This window comes from Catenulispora sp. GAS73, from assembly GCF_041262085.1.
Lineage (GTDB): Bacteria > Actinomycetota > Actinomycetes > Streptomycetales > Catenulisporaceae > Catenulispora.
The window spans coordinates 436,699-454,662 of record NZ_JBGCCM010000003.1 but is presented as its reverse complement, the minus strand read 5'-3'; the positions used below and the strand labels follow the sequence as shown (position 1 = coordinate 454,662).

Below are 17,964 nucleotides of genomic sequence, written 5' to 3'. Positions count from 1 at the left end.
TAGTACCCGAGCTGGAAGTCCAGCGGCGCCGCGGTGGAACCGTAGGTCCCGGGCTGGAACAGGATCTCGTAGCGCTGGTTGCCGAACTGGTTCGGAGCCTGCTGCGTACCCAAGGCGTTCAGGGTGCTCGCGATCGTGCTGACCGACTCGCTCGGACTGATCACGATCACGTTCGGACCCAGACCGCCGCCGGTCGGCGGAGGCGGCGTGCCGGACGGGCTCGACGACGGAGAGGTCGGGGGCGTCGAGGGAGACGTGGAGGGAGACGTCGTCGGCGAGGTGGGCGGGGTCGGGGTGCTCGGCCCGGAGGTCGGTCCGCCCGGGCCGGACAGCGTGACGTCGTCGGCCGAGTAGTTGCCCTGGCCGTACCAGCCGTGCAGCCAGACGGTGACGCTCGTGGTGGCCGCGCCGGTGGTGAACGTGGTGCTCAGCTGGGTCCACGAGCTGCTGCTCGTCCAGTTGCTGGTGTCGCTGGTGCCGGTTCCGGTGTCGCCGAGGTAGACGTAGCTGCCCTCGATCCAGGCGGTCAGCGTGTAGGCCGAGTTCGGCTGCACGCTCACCGTCTGCGAGCACTGCGCGTCGTCGCTGTTCGTCGGCGTGGCGAGCAGGGCGTGGGAACCGGAGTGCACCGGGCTGGTGACCACGGAAGCGTTTCCGGCCGAGCAGGACCAGGGCGCGAGCGTCCCGGACTCGAATCCGGGGTTCTGGACGAGGTTCGCGGTGGCCGCCGGTGCGCCGGCCGACGCCGCGGTCGAGGTGGTCGCGGCGGCCGCCAGGCCGGCCAGGGCGAGGGCGCAGGCCGCGGCGATCACGCCGGCCCGCTGCCGTACTTGACGGCTCAATGCGTCTTTAAATGGCATGGAGGGTCCTCAGTGTCGGTTTGGCTGCGGTTGGGTCAGCAGGCCCCGGAGTTCTTCCACACGGCCCAGGACTGCGGGGCGTTGGGCACCGCGCCGGTGGAGTACCAGGTGGAGGTCCACAGGGTGCCCGCGTACGTCACCTGGTTGCCGGGGACGTACGACGTGGTCGCGCTCCAGGCCGGAACTCCGGCGCAGCCGCCGCCCGAGCCGCCGGAGCTGACCGTCCAGGTGAACGAGGCGCTGCCCGAGGCCCCGGTGGAATCGGTCGCGGTAACGGTGGTGGTGAAACTGCCCGCGGTGCTGAGCGTGCCGGTGATCAGCCCCGCCGCGCTGATGCTCGCGCCCGGCGGCAGACCGGCGGCGGTGAAGGTGAGCGGGGCGCCGCTGGAGTCGCTGCCGCTGATCTGCAGGTTCGCCGAGGCACCGACGGCGCTGGTCTGGTTGCCCGGCGAGGTGACGGTGACCGTGTGCGGCGGCGGCGGAGTGCCGCTACCGCCTCCGACCGTGATCGTCCACAGCGCCGGGCTGCCCGAGGCGACGTAGCCGGACTGGTTGGCGTTGTTGCCCACGACGTCGTCGTAGGGGAAGGCGTAGCCGAGGCCGTCGGTGTTCGCCGCGTGCACGATCCGGGAGTAGTGGTTGGTGATCGAGTTCTGATAGAAGGTCGAGACGTTCTCCCCGTCGGGCTGATTGGAGTCGATCAGCAGGGTGCTGCGATTGAACGCCGCGCACAGGCGCGCGGACACGGCGCCGATCTCACCGGCGGTGTTGGCGAACGGCCCGGTGCTGCAGCTGAAGATGTCCTTGGCCGCGGGCTGGGCGTAGCTGACCAGGCCGGGGAAGTTCAGCACGCCGCCGGAGACCTGCCCGGTGACACTGCCCCAGGAAGCCTGGGTGTCGACCGTCAGCGACGTGCTCTGGTACATCGACCAGACCTGGTCGATGTAGGGCTGGAAGTAGCCGGAGAACAACGAGGAGTTCATCACGATCCCGTTGTTCGGACTCAGGGCCCGCAGATTCGACCCGCCCGAGGTGACGATGAGCTGGTTCCAGCCGGCGCCGTCGGCGTTGTGCTGCGCGATCAGGCCGGAGCACACGGTGTCCAGGCCGCTCGCGGGCATCCCGGTGACGTTCTGCACGGCGCCCGACGTGTCCGTCAGGCTGATGCCGATCGGGATGGAGACGAAGTCCACGTAGGAGATGTCCGCGTACAACTGCGAGGTGTTGAAGGTGAACTCGCAGAAGTCCCACCGCAGATTGATGTTCGGGTCCGACGGGTTGCTCACCGACGGCTCGACCAGGGCCGGGCCCGGGTTGAGCAGGAAGGTGAGCGGGCTGCCGATCGAGAACCACACCCGGCCGCCGGCGAGCTGCGGGATGGTGATGGTGGTCGTCGAGCCGGGACCGCCCAGCGGAATCGCGCAGTTCGCTCCGAGAGGGGCGCCGGTCGAACTCGGCGACGTCGGGTAGTACAGGGTCCGCCCGTCCGATTCGAGCAGAACCAGGGCATTGTTACTGATCGCGAGCCCGGTCACGAACGCGTAGACCGTGTTCGAGGTTGTGTTGTTCTTCAGCGCGACCGACAGCGTGGACGCGGTGGCGGCCGACGCCCGCGAGCCGACCACGTCGGCACCGACGCCGCCGAGGAGCGCGGCACCTCCCACGAAGGCTGAGGAGGTAAGGAACTTTCTGCGACTGACCGTCATGGGCACTCTCCTCGGAGATGGCGAACACGAACCGTGAATCCGGAGCCTGACATCGTCGTGGCGGGACCAGGGCAGGAGCCCGGTACTCGGTGACGCGGCGATCAGCGCGCAGGAACACCGCGCGGATCGGCTGATGCCCACTCCCCTGCCGTGCGGCGCCGCACGAGTGGCGTGAGCGGGTGACGGGCGAGCGATTCCGGAAACGTTTCCGAAACGCCGGTTGGGTCAGAGTATGGAAACGCTCGGGCCGTCCGTCAACCGCTCTCGCGGGGATTCTTTCCCATCGCTGACATGCAAAAGAGATCGCGGATCAACGAGATCGATCGACTATCCCCACGGGTCTTGTCTCCGACATCGGCTCGGACCGCTCAGCGGGCAAAACAGCCGCCCCCGGGCCGCGACGATCGCGGCCCGGGGGCGTCGGGAAATATTTGCGGCGGATCAGACCTCGATGATCGTCCGGATCGCCTCGCCGCTGCGCATCAGGTCCAGCGCCTGGTTGACGTCGTCGAGCGTGAGCCGGGCGGTGATCATGCCTTCCAGGTCCAGCCGGCCGGCGCGCCAGAGCGCGATCATCCGGCCGTACTCCCGGCGCGGGTCGGCGCCGCCGTAGTAGGAACCGAGGATCTTCTTGTTCTCGGAGAAGAGCTGGAACATGTCGAACTCGACGCGGTCCTTGTTCTTGCCGGCGCCGACGACCGTGACGGTGCCGCCGCGCCGGGCCAAGCCGTAGGCCTGCTTCACGAGCGCCGACTGGCCGACCACCTCGAAGACGTAGTCGAAGCCGGTCCCGCCGGTCACCTCGGCTTTGGCCGCGTCGACCTCCTCGGGCTTGACGGCCCTCGTGGCGCCGAAGCTCAGCGCGGCCTTGTGCTTGCTCTCCACCGGATCGATGGCGACGATCTCAGCCGCCCCGGCGATCCGCGCGCCCTGGATCACGCTGATCCCGACGCCGCCGGCGCCGATCACCGCGACCGAGGAACCCGGCTGCACCTGCGCCGTGTTGAACACCGCGCCCACGCCGGTGGTGACACCACAGCCGATCAGCGCCGCGATCTCATACGGCACGTCGTCCGGGACCTTCACCGCACACTGCCACGGCACCACCATCTCCTCGGCGAAGGTGCCGTTGCCGGCGAAGCCGTAGACCTCGGCGCCGTCGATCCTGAAGTGCGGCTCGAACATCATGCCGACGAAGATGTTCACACACAGGTTGCCCTGCCCGCCCCGGCAGAAGGAGCACTCGCCGCACGACGGGTTCCAGCACACGATGACCCGGTCGCCGACCGCCACCCGCGTGACGCCCTCGCCGACCGCGACCACGTCCCCGGCGCCCTCGTGGCCGGGCACGAAGGGCGCGGGCTGGCGCAGCACCCCGGTCATCGCCGACAGGTCCGAGTGGCACACCCCGGTGGCCCGGACCCGGATCCGCACCTCGCCGGGACCGGGGCCGACGACGGAGACGTCGTCGCGCACCTCAAGCGCCTCGCCACCGATCTTGAACAGGACTGCTGCGCGCATCATGACCCCTTGCCCGAGTAGGTCTAGCTCCTGTGGATGAGCACGGCGTTGACGAGCGCGACGGCGTCATCGCGCCCGCCCGAGATGGGGATGGCAGCCCACCGCCCCGCGCTGGCGCCCCACATCTTCACAGGCGTCGTATCGCCCTGCCAATGGATCCCCGCGAACGTCGGGAAAACTCCGATAGTCGCGTCTCTTCGCCGGGCGGGACCGTGTCGACGACCTTGCGGGCGATGGGAGTACATCCGAAACCCGGGGGACACGTTTCACAAGGAGCCAAGCGGCGTGGTGACGGCAGAACTGCCGCCACCACGCCGGTCATTGTTCGTCAGCGGCTGCCGTGCGGATCAGAACCCGCCGATGCCGTTCGGCGTGCCCAGGCCGGTCGGGCCGTCCCAGCCCACGCGCGCGTGGCACAGCTGGGCCGGCGTGCACGAGCCGTTGGAACCGGTCGTGACGTCGAAGAACGTGCTCGCGGAGTGGTGGGTGTAGGGGTAGTTGTTGTTGATCGTGGCGGCGTTGCCGGCCAGCGCGTACACCGAGGCGATGACCGGCGAGGCCACCGAGGTGCCGCCGTAGACCTGCCAGCCGCTGCGGCCGCCGTACGGGGTGGTGTCGTAGACCGCGACGCCGGTCGCCGGGTCGGCCACGGCCGAGACGTCGGCCACGGCGCGCCGGGGGCAGCCGGTGCCGTAGGGGCCCTGGCCGCTCAGGGCCGGGTTGTAGCCCGAGCAGCCGGAGCCGGCGCCGGACCACGCGCTCTCGGTCCAGCCGCGCGCGTTCGAGGCCCGGGTCAGCGAGGTGCCGCCGACCGCGGTGACGTAGCGCGAGGACGCCGGGAACTCCACGCCGTAGCCGCCGTCACCGGAGCTGGCGGTGATCATGATGCCGGGGTGGTTGTAGTAGGGCGCCGAGGTGTCGGGCAGGTCGCCGCCGCCGTAGCTGTTGGAGATCGTGGAGGCGTGCAGCGCCGCCGCCTCGTTCACCGCCGCGCCCAGGTTGGCGTAGGTCGCCGAGGTGGCCTCGACCAGCAGGATGTGGCACTTGGGGCAGACCGCCGAGACCATGTCCAGGTCCAGCGATATCTCGGTGGCCCAGCCGGCGTCGGTCGGCGGGTAGCTGGTGCCGCCGGACTGGTTCACCTTCTTGAAGCAGCCGCTGGCCGTGGTACACGCCGGCAGGCCGTACGTGGAGCGGTAGACGCCGAGGTCGGCCTCGGCGGTCGGGTCGTTGTAGGCGTCGACGATGGCCACGGTCTGACCCGTGCCCCGGGTGCTCGACGGCAGCTTGTACGCGGACTGCAGGTCGGCCGGACCGTAGCCGGACGGCACGAGCGCCGAGTGCACGCCGGGCGCGGCGTGTCCGGGCACGAACAGCGGGTGCGCGAAGGTGGTGGCCGCGGCCGAGGTGGCCCCGGCCGGGGTGTTCACCGCCGAGGCGTTCACGTCGGCGAACGCCGGCACGGCGGCCGTGCCGAGCAGAAGTGCGGCGAGCAGTGAGAACAGAAGCCTGATACGAGCTGTCACTGAGATCCTCCGAGAGGTGAATCTGGGGGGACGACCGGGCTGGTGGCCGGGCCGCGGTGCGGTGTGACGAGTTCGAAGCGGCCGCGGACGGACCGCAGAGCGTGGAGCGTGGAGCATGGGCGTGCTCCGGCGGGATGCCGACACCGGTGTGGGCGGAGTCCGGCGGCGAGGTCGGGGGACGCACCGCCGGCATCGCTCGGCCGTTTTCCGGCACGCCGGCGTACCGGCGGACTCGCGATGTTTTCCGGGCGTCCCGGAGGAACCGTCGGCGGACCGACGGTGAGGTGGGGATACGGCGCCTACGGGGAAGGGCCAGGCCCGTCCGATCTCCGCCGGAGCGCTGCCCGACCCTCACACATCGCAGGGTTCGTATTTAGACGGAACGTAGCAGCGCGGACCCGGAGGGTCAATGACGTCGATCACGGCCGCCCGCGCCGCCATTGCCCGAAAACCCGCGGGCTTCTCACGGTTTCCCCCGGCCACCGAACCGATGGCGGCGAGCGCGGACCGTGCTGCGGTGTTCCCCCGCTTGACAGTCGGGCGAAGGAAAAGAGAGGTATATCAGGGATCTGTTTTTAGACAGCAAAGAAGCCCTGGCAGCCAGGCTGACCAGGGCTTCGTGTTTTCGAAGCGGTATCCCCGCGCGGCGCCGCGGCTAGTGCAGCGCGGACGCGTAATCGCTATACCGCACCCGACCGGTGGGGCTGGTCAGGATCGCGGTGGCCACCGTGGCGGGAATCGGCGCCCACCACGCGGGCATCTCCGCGGCGAGCGCCGGGTTGAGCGTGTAGATGAGGGCGAAGTTGGTCAGCCACAGGGCCGGAGCCATCGACATCCCGACTTCCGAGGACGTCCCGTTCTTCGTGTTGGGCGCCAGCTGAGCCTGGCCGGAGATCTGCTGGCACACGAAGCCGAAGGCCGCCTCCACCAGGTACGCCGACCGGTAAAGCGCGATCAGGGAGGAGGTCGCGCCGTTGGCCGTCATCCACTGGCCCATGTAGCCGCCGGGCGCGATCACCGTGTTCACCAGCCGCGTCGGGGCGGTCTGGTAAGCCGGGCTCTCCAGCCAGCCGTCCTTGGTCACGAACAGGCCGTAGCTGGCCAGGACCGTCGGCGTGAGCACGCCGTCGACGACGGAGTACAGCGGGTGCCCCGTGGTGTTGGTGAGGATCTTCACGCTCGCGTCCACCAACGCCGCGGACGCGGGATCACCGCCGACGCCCTGGCCGGAGATGAACTCCAGGTACTGCTGCTCGGTCAAGGACGTCGACCTCCGCAGCCCGATCCTCGCGGCGAGCGCGTCAGCCGCCTGCTGCCCGATCGCCTGGTGGAGCTGGGAGGCGGCGGTCGTCTCGGTCGTCTCGGTCGTCTCGGTCGGCGCCAGCGGCAGATACCGGGCCGGTCCCGTGAACGGGATCGAGAACCCGGTCGGCGAAGCAGCGCGGACGGCCCCGGCCGCCTGGGTGGCCGGGGCCGCCGCCACGGTGAGCAGAATCGTTCCGGCAAGTGCCAGCGCGGTGGTCCTGAACCGCCGCCTGGCCGGTCGCATACTTGTCATGCAAGGACTGTGGGCTCGGCGGCGTGCCGGGCCGGCGCCAACACGCCGTCGTGGAGCGCGCCTTCACCCCAACGGCAGCACTGCGCCGGCCCCGACGACCTCACACTTTTATGGCGCCGCTGCTTGATGTGTGGGTGTGGGTGGCTGGGGTGTGGTGGGTGCGGTTTGTTGGTGGGTTTTAGGAGCTTTTTACGGCTTCGCACGGGTTTAAGAAGGATCCGCTGGGTGGCGCAGTTCGGTGGTGTGCCTGGGGACGCGCTGGCGGCCGGCGGTGTTCGTGTGCACGACCGCGCACAGGTCCGAGTCACTGCGCACGCGTTGCGTAGGCGGCAATCGTCGGGCGTGGTGGGTGCCTCAAGTCAAAGACAGGGCCTCCGGCGGCGCCTGCGCGGCGAGCGGCACTCGCTCCGGGGAGGGGGGTCGCGTAGTCGGCTGCCGGACGCTGCTTGTGGTCGCCTCGTCCCGGATTCCCCGTCGCGTCGTCGCCTCACGGAAGCAGACCGGCCAGCCGGTATCAAGCCGGATCGCTGTTGCTGTGGTGCTGTCTCGTTCGGCTTGACACCGGCTGTCCGGTCAGCTTGGCTACGCCCGCCGACGCGACGGGGAACCCGGGACAACCCCGCCTGTGGGAAGGGTTCCCGCACCTCCGACGCGACAACTCACCGCCGCCTGTGGCCACCGGGTGGAACCCGTCCACAGCACAGGCCGGGACAGCAGCGACCGGCAGCCGACTACGCGACCCCCATCCCTCCGAGCAGAGGCACCGGCTGAAGGCCCTGCGTTTGATCTTCGGTGCCCACCACACGCGGCCGCCAGCCGTCAAAAAACGCCCTTGACCGTCAACCCACAAACAAACCGCACCCGCCACCAACACCCACACACAGGCCAGCAGCGCCACTTTTATGCGCCGGACATCTTGCGCGCGTGCAGCAGGCGCCCCTCCAGCGGCAGCGGCGAGTGCGCGACGAGTTCGAGCCCTGCGTCGGCCAGCAGCCGCGCGTAGTGGCCGGTGTGGCGCTCCCGGCCGCCCACGTTGCAGAGCATGTGCAGGTCCCAGGACCCGGCCAGCGACGGCACCGTCCCGACCGGAAGCACGCGCTCCAGGACGAGCAGATCGGCGTGCTGCGGCATGGCCTTCGCGCAGTGCCGCAGGATCTCCCGGCAGCGCTCGTCGTCCCAGTCGTGCAGGACCCGGGACAGCAGGTAGACGTCGGCGCCGGATGGCACGTCCGCGAAGTCGCCGACGTGGTACTCGCACCGGTCCGCGCACCCGGCGGCCCGCAGCGCCTCCCGGGCGGCGGGCACCACGTGCGGCCGTTCCAGGAGCGCGCCATGCAGCGTGGGATGCGCGGTCAGGATCCGGCCGAGCAGTGCACCGGTGCCGCCGGCCACGTCCACGACGGTGGCCGGCCGCTTCCGCGCGGCGGCGTGCTCGACTGCGGCGGCGAACGCTGGGTGGTCCGGAACCGGGTCGAACATCAGGGCGCTGGCGGCCATCGACTGCTGGAACAGGTCCGTGAGGCCGGGGTGCCGGCCGAAGTGCTCGAAGTGGTGGGTGCCGAAGACGTGCTCGAAGCCGTCCCGGCCGGTGCGGACGGTGTGGGCCAGGCCGGTGAAGGACTGGTAGAAGGTGCCCGCGTACATCAGGGCCAGGGATCGCATGGAATGCGAGTCGTCGGCGCGCAACAGGGAGCCCAGTCCGGTGAGCCGCCAGCTGCCGCCGATGCCACCGCCGTCGCCGCCGTCAGCACAGTCGTCGCTGCTGCCGCCGTCGCTGTCGCCGCCGTCGCCGTCCCAGCCGCCGGCACTGTCACCGCCGCTCCCGGCATCCCGGCGCACCACCCCCATCATCGCCAGGTAGCGCAGCAGGCGGTTCAGGCTGTCGGCGTGCAGCCCGGTCTGCTTCGCCAGGACTTCGAGCTCGGTCCCGAATTCCGTGTCCAGGGCGTCCGGGACGCCCAGTTCGGCGAACGCGGCCAACGCCTGGGTGGTCCACGCCCCGGTCATCAGCCGCAGGAGCGTCGCAGCGTCCTGATCCGCACGTTGCTCGGCCAGGTGCACGGCCAGCACGTCCCGGAAGTCGCCGCTCGCGTAGAGCTCCATGCGCCGGTAACCGGACGTGGAGTCGGGCGGCGTGGCGAAGTAGAACACCGTGCCGTTCTCGTGCACGTTGTAGCCGCCGCCGTCCGGGGTGGCGCCGTGCCGGATCAGGATCGTGCGCAAGCCGCTCAGCAGCAGCGGATCGGCGCGATCCACGTCGAACGCCACGTGCGCCTCGTGCTGCCGGGCCCGCTCGACGTCCGCGACCTCCGCCAGGCCCGAGCCGGGCGGCACCGGCAGCGCGAACACCTCGACCATCCGGGACTCGCCGCCGCGGCCCCGGACCGGCGGGCGCAGAATCCGGACGTCGAGGGTCGCGGGGTCGCGGCGGTGCCGGGCCGCCAGCCGCTCCTTGACCACGACGCTGGGCGCGGGATCCGCATCGGCGGCCAGATCGCACGCCGCCAGCTCGGCGTGCAGCGTGTCCCAGTCCGGCGGGAAGACCAGCACCGCGGCGTGGGTGAAGCAGCAGCGCTCGGTGAGCGACCGCAGTTCCGATCCGTCGAGCCCGGGCAGGAGCAGTGCCAACAGCGACGCGGTGTCCTGGTCGCGGACGAACTCGGCCGTCGTGCGCAGGTGGGCCGTATCGGGAAAGGCGGTCAGCATGGAAGGACGCTTCCTCGTTTCTGGGGTTGCGCGGATCGCGCGTCCGCCTTGGACGCGCGTGTTCTTCAGGGTTTTGCGGGAGCGGTCAGACGCCTACATAGTTTTCGGCGAACCAGTCCTGGTGGCTTCGTGAGGTGCGCAGCGATTCCAGTCGCGAGCGCCGCAGGGCGTTGCCGAAGCCGTCGGCGCCGCCGGTTCCGTGCAGCAGCCGGACCATCCATCCGGAGAACTCCTGGGCCCGCCAGATGCGCTCCAGGCAGCGGTGCGAATACCGGTCCAGCGGCTCCGGATCGCCATGTACGAGGTCTGCGATAAGGGCCTCGGCGAGGAGCTCCGCCTCCAGCACCGCGAGGTTCGCGCCCTTGGCCGCCGAAGGGCTGATCAGGCTCGCCGCGTCCCCGGCCAGCAGCAGCGATCCGTACCGTAGCGGCTCCAGGACGTCGGATTCGAGGTCGACGACGGCGCGCTGCACGATCGGCCCCCGGTGCAGCGGTCCGAACCGGTCGGCGCCGAGGCGTACGGACAGCTCCCGCCAGAGCTGTTCCTCGGACCACGCGTCCGGCCCGGTGCCGCGCTCGCACTGGAGGTAGTAGCGGGTGACGTCGGCGCTGCGGGCCATGTGGCCGGCGAAGCCGCGGGCGTGCACGGCGTAACCCACGGCGTCCAGGCTCGGCGGCGCCTCGGCGAGCAGACCCAGCCACGACACCCCGTGGTCCACGCGGTGCCGCCGGACGGCGCCCGGCGGGATCGAGCGCCGCGCCGCCCCGTGTCGGCCGTCGCAGCCCGCGACGTAGCGCGCCGACCACCGGACCGGCGCCCCGTCCGGGTCGTGCGCCAGCACTTCGGGCCGGGATCCGTCGGCGTCCAGGACGGCCTGCGCCTCGACGCCGAACACGATCCGGCCGCCGCGTTCGACGTACCGGGTCAGCAGATCGGCGACCAGGTCCTGCTGCGGGTAGACGGTGTGCGGTTCCTGCGCGCCGAGCCCTTCGTACTCCAGGCGGAAGCGCGTCGTCTCGGTGCGGAACTCGCAGACGCCGTGCGTCCGGCCGCGCCGCCGCAGCCCCTCGGCCAGGCCGTGCCGCTCCAGGATCCGCACGGTGTTCGGGGCCAGGTAGCCGGCCCGGGCCCGGGTCCGCACGTGCTCGCGGCCGGCACGTTCGAGGACCACACACTCGACCCCGGCGTCGTTCAGGATGTTGGCCGACACCAGTCCCGCCGGGCCCGCACCGAGGACGATCACGCCCTGACCATTCGTCACGAGCGACGATGATAACCAGGGCGAAAGGAAACGAACGCTATCAAGTCACTCAAAAGCATTAAGAGAGCCGACTATAACGTAGCTATGCCTTGAGATGCCTAAATAAGCCAACGAATTCTTGACGCGGATGACCGTCTTGCCCTTGCGTCGCTCGGCCGGGTTGAGGGCGGCGATGGCGTCGGTCCGATTCCGGCCGGCCCGGTCGACCCACGTCGAGGGCCACTCCCACTCGGCCGGAACGAGGCCCGACGCATGGACTTCGACGTCTCGTGCTCACTGTGCCGCGCGTGCACCACGTTCTTCCAGCCAGCCGATGAGGTTGGCGCGCTGTGTTCCGTGATTCGACGCCACATCCAGCACCGAACCTCGTCCGTACTCGGGCGTGAATCCGAGGTCGGCGCCCAGCCCTACCAGGAGTTCGGCGGCCCGCCTCTGCCCGCCCGCGCAGGCGTGCCACAGCGCCTGGTCCAGGTCGTGCTGGGCCGGTGCCGGATCGGCGGTCACAAGTTCGTCGAGGCGGTCCAGCAGCCCGAGGGCGGCGGCGTGCCAGAGCTTGTCGACGCGGGCGTCGCGCGCGACGAGCAGGCGCGCGACGTTCCAGCAGCCGTAGCCGACGGCGTTGTCCAGCGGAGTGCCGATCGAGCCGTCGGGGGCTTCGACGTCCGCCCCGCCGTCGATCAGGACGCGCGCGACCGCCGCGTCGTCGCTGCTGGCCGCCCAGTGCAGCGGCGTCTCGCCGGTGCCGTCCTCGCCCCGGGCGTCCACTTCCGCGCCGGTGTCGATGAGCAGCTGCGCGACCCTCGGGCCGTTCGGGAAGTAGCCCGGCCAGTCCGCGACGACATGCAGCGGCGTACGGCCACCGGCGAGCCCGCCCAACCGCGACGAGGCCAGGCCCGGGCACGCTCGGAGCAACGCCTCCAGGCGCGTCACGTCGCCCTCGCGGATGGCGACGAAGGTGTCGAGAAAGTCGTCGGGCACGGGCCCTCCCGGGGAGATCATGAAACCACTGGCGATGCTAGTGGCGTGGCGGGCCACACGCACGACCGGTTCCCTCGATCCGACCCCACCGGGCCCCACGGCCGTGGGGCCCGACCGCCCCCTCGGCGATCGGGCCCCACGGGTCACCGGGAAAGGAACCCGGTCGTCGAGTCAGTCGGTCGATACCATGGCGAACACCGCGTCTCAGGTCTGTGTCTCGGGATCCAGCGCGGGCGGCACGGTGCAGTCGATGACCCCGTCCAGCCAGGCCGCGCCCTTGATGTAGATGTTGCTGACCCACGCCTTGTACGCGGGCAGGTACGACCAGGCGTCGTTGCTGACGCCCTCGGCCGTCACCGGCCCGGCGTGCTTCTGGCAGCCGATCTGCACCGCCGTCGGGCCGGCCAGCGTGGTGACCGTGCTGCTGTCGGTCCGGGGGTGGGAGTGCAGGTTGACGTTCGTCCCCCACGTGCTCCACTGCCCGTCGGTGCCGGTACCGCCGCCGGTGTCCGGGTCCACCGCCGGCGGCTTGGTGCAGTCCATGATCCCGTCGAGCCAGGCCGCGCCCTTGATATAGATGTTGCTGACCCAGGCCCTGTAGTCCGGCAGGTAGGACCAGGCGTCGTTGGTGATGCCCTCGGCGGTCACCGACTCGGCGTGCTTCTGGCAGCCGATCTTGACCGTCGTCGGCCCGTCCAGCGTCGCCTTGACGTCGGACCCCGTGGACGGGTGCGCGTGCAGGTTCACGAACGTGCCCCACGAGCTGTAGGAGCCGGCCGCGGTTCCGCCGCCGCAGTCCGGCACGCCGTCGAGCCAGGCCGCGCCCTTGACGAAGATGTTGGACACCCAGCCGTTGACGTCGGGCAGGTGCGCCCAGGCGTCGTTGGTGACGCCGGCGGCCGTCACCGACTCGGCGTGCTTCTGGCAGTCGATGTGGATCGCGGTCGGGCCGGCGAAGGTGGTGACCACCGAGGCGGAGGCCGACGGCTGGGAGCGGACGTTCACGCTCGTCCCCCAGGTCGAGTGCTCGCCCGACCCGCCGCTCCCGCCGCAGTCGGGCACCCCGTCCAGCCAGTAGCCGCCCTTGATGTAGATGTTGGAGACCCAGCCGTTGTAGTCGGACAGGTGCGCCCACACGTCGTTGGTGATGCCCTCGGCGGTCACCGACTCGGCGTGCTTCTGACAGTCCACGGTGATCGGCGTCGGGCCCGGGAAGCTGACGACGACCGAGCCGCTGACCGACGGCGTCGAGCGCACGTTGACGTTCGAGCCCCACGTCATGTGGTTCCCGCCGCCGGTGCCGCCGGCCGCGAAGCGCAGACCGCCGGCGTAGTCGGCCATGTTGTGGCTCGTCAGGTCGGACACCATCACGTGGGTGTCGGACTCCCGCGCCTCCACGATCTTGCCTGCGCCGAGGTAGACGGCCACGTGGTGCACGTTCGACACGCCCCAGAACACGAGGTCGCCGGGCTGGAGCGCCGAGGTGTCGGTGCCCAGCCGCTGGCCGGGCATGCTGAAGATGCCGGCCGCGGTGCTGTCGCCCATGACGTCGTACCCGACGGCCTGCGACCAGGCCCAGCGCACCAGGCCCGAGCAGTCGAAGCCGATCCGGTAGGGGTCGTTCTTGCTGCGGACCGGGTCGGTGGCGTCGACCATCCCGTAAGTGGGGCCGGGCGCGGAGCCGTGGCCGCCGCCCCACGTGTACCAGGTCCCCGCCTTCTCCTGCGAGCACGCCGCGGTGATCGCGGCGCCGGCGGCCGCGGACGTCGGGGTGCCGTGCGCGCTGCAGTCGTTCGGCGGCGGGGGCGTGAACTTGCCCGGGTCGCGCTCGGCCATGAGGTACGCCTCCAGCAGCGGCGAACCGGTGTGCTGGTCGTTCCAGGTCCGGCCGCTGTCGTAGGAGAACTGCGCGGTCCAGCCGCTGGTGCGTGAGTTGCCGCCGTCGTGCAGCCCGCTGTGGCTCAGGCCCTGGCTGTCGTCATAGCGGATCTGCGGGCTCGCGACGGACAGGTTGACCGACGAGTCGCCGCCGACGACCCCGTCCTCGACCGCGCCGATCGTGGCCCACAGGGTGTCCTGGCCGGAGTCGACCGGCAGGCCGTTGAGAAAGTCCGAGCCTGGAATCATCTGGTAGCACTCGTTCGACGGGCTGGCTGCCTTGGTGAGCCGGCACCCCTGGGTGGCCGCGAAGGTGGTGCCCTGGTGCGGTGTGCCGAGGGTGACCACGCTGTCGACCGGGATCGACGGCGGGTAACCCGCGCGGTGGGTGCGGGTGCCGGCGATGGCGTCCCGGATGATCAGGCCGCCCATGGAGTGCGCGACCACGGCGATCTGGCCGCCGCCCCACGCCGCGTCGTGGTTGTAGATGTACCAGGCCAGCTGTCTGCCGAGGTCGGTGATCGGCTGGGTGGCGTCGCCGCCGGCGAACGGGTCGGAGCAGTTTGTGTCGGCGCCGTAGTAGCCCATGGTGTGGACCTGGCCCTTCCACCCCCACTGGTGGAACAGGTCGATCGCCGGGCCCCACATGTCGTCCGCCGGGCAGTCCGCCTCGCCGGAGAGCTGCCAGCCGTGGAGCAGGAGCACGGGCTTGTTGTTGCCGGTCGGCGGTCCGTCGGCCGAGGCGGTGGCGGGCGCGAGAAGCGGCGCGGCGAGGCCCAGGAGCGCGGCGGCGAGCCACAGTCCCAGAGCCCGCGCCCATCCGCGCCGGTTTTCGTTCTTGTTCATGTCTTCCTTACGGGTGGCATCGTAAGCAGGCAGGACCCTGTCCCCGCAGGGTCCTGAAGACAAAGTACGAACAAGCGCTTACGGATTACTTACTGAACGTCCTCGGCGGTGACGGCCGCCGCGCGAGCGTTCTCCAACGCTTCCTGTGCCTCGGCCAGGAACGACTCCCAGCCGCGCCGCCGCCACAGTTCGACGGACTCCTCCAGGTGCGCGACGGCCGAGGCCGGATCACCGGTCGCCAGATCGAGGCGGCCGAGGATGAGCAGCGCGTCGGCGAGGTGATGGGTCATCGTGTTCCGGCGGCTGATCGCCTCGGCGGTCTCCGCGGCCGGCCTGGCCCGCGCATCGCCGATCACCGCGTAGTACTTCGCCAGGTAGAGCAGGGAGAAGGTCTCGGTGTAGCGGTCGTCGAAGGCCCGCGCCATGGCGAGCGCGCGGGTCAGCAGCTCCTCGCCGCGTTCGCCGTCGCCGGCGCGGCAGTAGGCGGCGCCGAGGAACTGGGTCGCGGCGGCCTCGAAGCGGGTGTTGCCCAGCGCCCGGGCGATCTCAAGGGCCTGCGACAGATGGTCGATGGTCAGGCCGAGGTCGTCGTCCTCGCTGCGCGCGATCGCGATGATCTGGTGGGCGCGCGCCCGGCCGCCGGGGTGGCCGCTGTTCTCCGCGCGGGTCAGGGCCTCCCCCGCCGCGGCCAGCGCCTCCGGGAGCCGGCCCTGCGCGACCAGGCTCCAGGCGGCCATCACCAGGGCGTCGGCGGAGCCGCGCTCGGCGCCGAGCGCTTCGAACTCCTCGAACAGCCGCATGGCCCGCTCGTGCAGGACGACCATGGTCTGGCCGCCGTCGTCGGACCCGGTCCAGGTCGTCACCTCGATCAGGCCGCGGGTCAGCACCGCCTCGCCGAGCCGGTCGCCGGCCGTCCGGCACACTTCCCGGACCGCGAGGTTGACGGTCTGCCACTCGTCGTAGAACCCGCGGACGTCGTTGTACTTCTCCTGGCAGGCGGCCAGATCCCACGCCGCCGAGACCAGGTTCAGCGCGCAGGCCTGCCGGGTGATCGCCAGCAGCGCCGGCCGCTCGGTGTCGAACCAGGCCAGCGAATCGGCCAGGAGTGCGCCGGACGCGCCGGGGAACGGCCGGCGCGGCGCGGAGCCGTGGATCGGGGCGTAACAGGGTCCTGGGATCCGGTCGGCGGCGCGCTCGGCGAACCACAGCCAGCCGCCGACCGCGCGCACCACGGCGGCCAGCTGGTACGCGGCGCCGTCCTCGGCGTCGGACTGCTCGCGGGCGTAGAGCCGGACCAGGTCGTGGAACCGGTACCGGAGCCGGGGCTCGACACCGGCGACCTCCAGCAGGTGGGCGTCGACCAGGGTCTCCAGATGGCGCTCGGCCTCGTCGAGCCCGAGGTCGGCGACCGCGGCGGCGGCCCAGGAGGCGAAGTCGGGGACGTCGAGCAGGCCCAGGAGCCGGAACAGCCGGCGTGCCGGGGCCGGCAGCCGGTCATAACTGAGCCCGAAGCTCGCCCGGATCGCCAGATCGCCGGCCTGCAGCTGGTCCAGCCGGTCCCGTTCGTCGCGCACCAGGGCGGCCATCCGGTCCAGGCTCCAGCGCGGCCGGCCGGCCAGCCGGGCCCCGACCACCCGGACCGCGAGCGGGATGTGGTCGCAGGCGCGCAGGATCTCCGCGGCGGCCTCAGGTTCGGCCGCCACCCGCTCGGCGCCGACCAGGCGTTCCAGCAGCGCCAGCGCCGAGGCCGGGGACAGCACGGACAGGTCGACCAGCTCGGAGTTGTCCAGGGCGGTGAGCGCGGTGCGGCTGGTGACCAGCGCGGCGGCGCCGACCGCGCCAGCGGCGCCCGGCAGCAGCGGCCGGACCTGCTGCTCGTCGGCGGCGTTGTCCAGGACGACCAGGATCCGGCGGCCGGACAAGACGCTGCGGTAGAGCGCGGAGCGGTCGACCGGCGTCTCCGGGATCTGCCCGGGCTCAACCCCGAGCGCGCGCAGGAAGCCGCTGAGCACCAGGCCGGGGTCGGCGGGGTCGGTGCCGGCGCCGCGCAGGTCGACGTAGAGCTGGCCGTCGGGGAAGTCGCCGCGAGCCTGGTTGGCCAGGCGCACCGCCAGCGCGGTCTTGCCGATCCCGCCCATGCCGGCGATCACCGGCAGGCGCCCGGCGGCCAGGGCCTCGCGGATCCGCACGGTCCCGCGCTCGCGCCCGACGAACGCCGCGGAGTCCGGCGGCAGCTGGGCCGGCACCGGGAGCGGCCGGGGCGCCGCGTTCTGCACGTCGCCGTCCAAGGCCAGGACCTCGGAGTACGCCTCACGCACCTGGGCGCCGGGCTCGACGCCGAGCTCGTCGACGACCTGCTGCCGCAGCGCTTGGAAGAGCCGCAGCGCCTCGGCCGGCCGGCCGTCGGCGGCCAGCAGCCGCATCCGCGCGGCCTGCACCGGCTCGTCCAGCGGGGTGTCCCGGGCCAGCGCGTCCAGGTGCGGCAGCGCGGCCTCCGGGCTCCCGTCCACGAGCGCCGCCTGGGCCCAGGCGAGCACCGCGGCGCGAACGTCCTCCTCGACGGTACGCACCAGCGGATCGCTGTGACTCACCCGCACCGCGTCGGCGAACACCGGCCCCCGCCGCAGCGCGACCGCGCCGCCGAGGTCCCCGCCCGCCACCGCCCGCCGGAACCGCCCGAGATCGACCGCCTCGGGACGCAGGCGCAGACTGTAGCCGCTGCCGTCGAAGTCCAGGACGAGGTCCGGGTCCTCGAACGTCCCGAGCCAACTCCGCAGCCGGGAGACCCCGGTCTGCAACGCACCGAGCCCGACCTGCGTGGCCTGGTCGGCCCACACCAGATCCAGCAGCCGCCCGGCACTGAGCCGCTGCCCCTCAGCCAGCAGCAGCACCCCTAGCAGGCCCTTGAGCACCGGCGAACGCGGAAGGCGCTCGGGCGCGCCGGCAGTCGGCCGACCCGGCCCACCTCCGACATCGACCCCGGCCTCAACCTCGGCCTCAACCTCGACCCGCAGCGGCCCGAGCACGCCGAAGTACACCCTCACGACCGCAGTTTGTCACATGCCTGCTGTCAGGGTGTGCGCAAAGATGTGGTCTGCCCCGTGCACAGACCACGGTTCGGACG

The 17,964-nt window shown here is 71.3% G+C and carries 10 protein-coding genes; all 10 read right to left on the bottom strand.

Annotation, left to right across the window (positions count from 1 at the left end):
• The coding region (locus ABH935_RS07010) for a carbohydrate binding domain-containing protein (protein ID WP_370376931.1) at positions 1 to 860 on the bottom strand (860 nt) is incomplete at its 3' end.
• A 35-nt stretch (positions 861 to 895) separates the two neighbouring features.
• Complete coding sequence (locus ABH935_RS07005; RefSeq protein WP_370376930.1) at positions 896 to 2,566, bottom strand: beta-1,3-glucanase family protein; 1,671 nt, start codon at positions 2,564 to 2,566, stop codon at positions 896 to 898.
• A gap of 441 nt (positions 2,567 to 3,007) precedes the next feature.
• Positions 3,008 to 4,087: a Zn-dependent alcohol dehydrogenase gene (locus ABH935_RS07000; RefSeq protein ID WP_370376959.1), complete on the bottom strand. Its 1,080-nt coding sequence runs from the start codon at positions 4,085 to 4,087 to the stop codon at positions 3,008 to 3,010.
• Positions 4,088 to 4,434: 347 nt separating this feature from the next.
• Complete coding sequence (locus ABH935_RS06995) at positions 4,435 to 5,613, bottom strand: peptidase S8 (RefSeq protein WP_370376929.1); 1,179 nt, start codon at positions 5,611 to 5,613, stop codon at positions 4,435 to 4,437.
• A gap of 655 nt (positions 5,614 to 6,268) precedes the next feature.
• Positions 6,269 to 7,171, bottom strand: coding sequence for a hypothetical protein (locus tag ABH935_RS06990; RefSeq protein ID WP_370376928.1), 903 nt, complete (start codon positions 7,169 to 7,171; stop codon positions 6,269 to 6,271).
• Positions 7,172 to 8,071: 900 nt separating this feature from the next.
• The gene (locus ABH935_RS06985) at positions 8,072 to 9,877 is read right to left on the bottom strand and encodes a methyltransferase (protein ID WP_370376927.1); all 1,806 of its coding nucleotides are present in this window, start codon (positions 9,875 to 9,877) and stop codon (positions 8,072 to 8,074) included.
• Positions 9,878 to 9,962: 85 nt separating this feature from the next.
• Positions 9,963 to 11,120 carry a 4-hydroxybenzoate 3-monooxygenase gene (locus tag ABH935_RS06980; RefSeq protein WP_370376958.1) on the bottom strand — a complete coding sequence of 386 codons (1,158 nt, stop codon included), beginning with the start codon at positions 11,118 to 11,120 and terminating at the stop codon, positions 9,963 to 9,965.
• Between the two features lie 291 nt (positions 11,121 to 11,411).
• Positions 11,412 to 12,116, bottom strand: coding sequence for an ankyrin repeat domain-containing protein (locus ABH935_RS06975; RefSeq protein ID WP_370376926.1), 705 nt, complete (start codon positions 12,114 to 12,116; stop codon positions 11,412 to 11,414).
• Between the two features lie 204 nt (positions 12,117 to 12,320).
• Positions 12,321 to 14,840, bottom strand: coding sequence for an NlpC/P60 family protein (locus ABH935_RS06970; RefSeq protein WP_370376925.1), 2,520 nt, complete (start codon positions 14,838 to 14,840; stop codon positions 12,321 to 12,323).
• 89 nt (positions 14,841 to 14,929) lie between these two features.
• Positions 14,930 to 17,884 (bottom strand): BTAD domain-containing putative transcriptional regulator, encoded by a 2,955-nt coding sequence (locus ABH935_RS06965; protein WP_370376924.1) that lies wholly within the window; start codon positions 17,882 to 17,884, stop codon positions 14,930 to 14,932.
• Positions 17,885 to 17,964 lie beyond the last annotated feature (80 nt).

Excerpts from the sequence above, each read along its gene's own strand:
- ABH935_RS06970 (WP_370376925.1), bottom strand. The coding sequence starts at position 14,840 with ATGAACAAGAACGAAAACCGGCGCGGATGGGCGCGGGCTCTGGGACTG.
- ABH935_RS07000 (WP_370376959.1), bottom strand. The coding sequence starts at position 4,087 with ATGCGCGCAGCAGTCCTGTTCAAGATCGGTGGCGAGGCGCTTGAGGTG.
- ABH935_RS06990 (WP_370376928.1), bottom strand. The coding sequence starts at position 7,171 with ATGACAAGTATGCGACCGGCCAGGCGGCGGTTCAGGACCACCGCGCTG.
- ABH935_RS06985 (WP_370376927.1), bottom strand. The coding sequence starts at position 9,877 with ATGCTGACCGCCTTTCCCGATACGGCCCACCTGCGCACGACGGCCGAG.
- ABH935_RS07005 (WP_370376930.1), bottom strand. The coding sequence starts at position 2,566 with ATGACGGTCAGTCGCAGAAAGTTCCTTACCTCCTCAGCCTTCGTGGGA.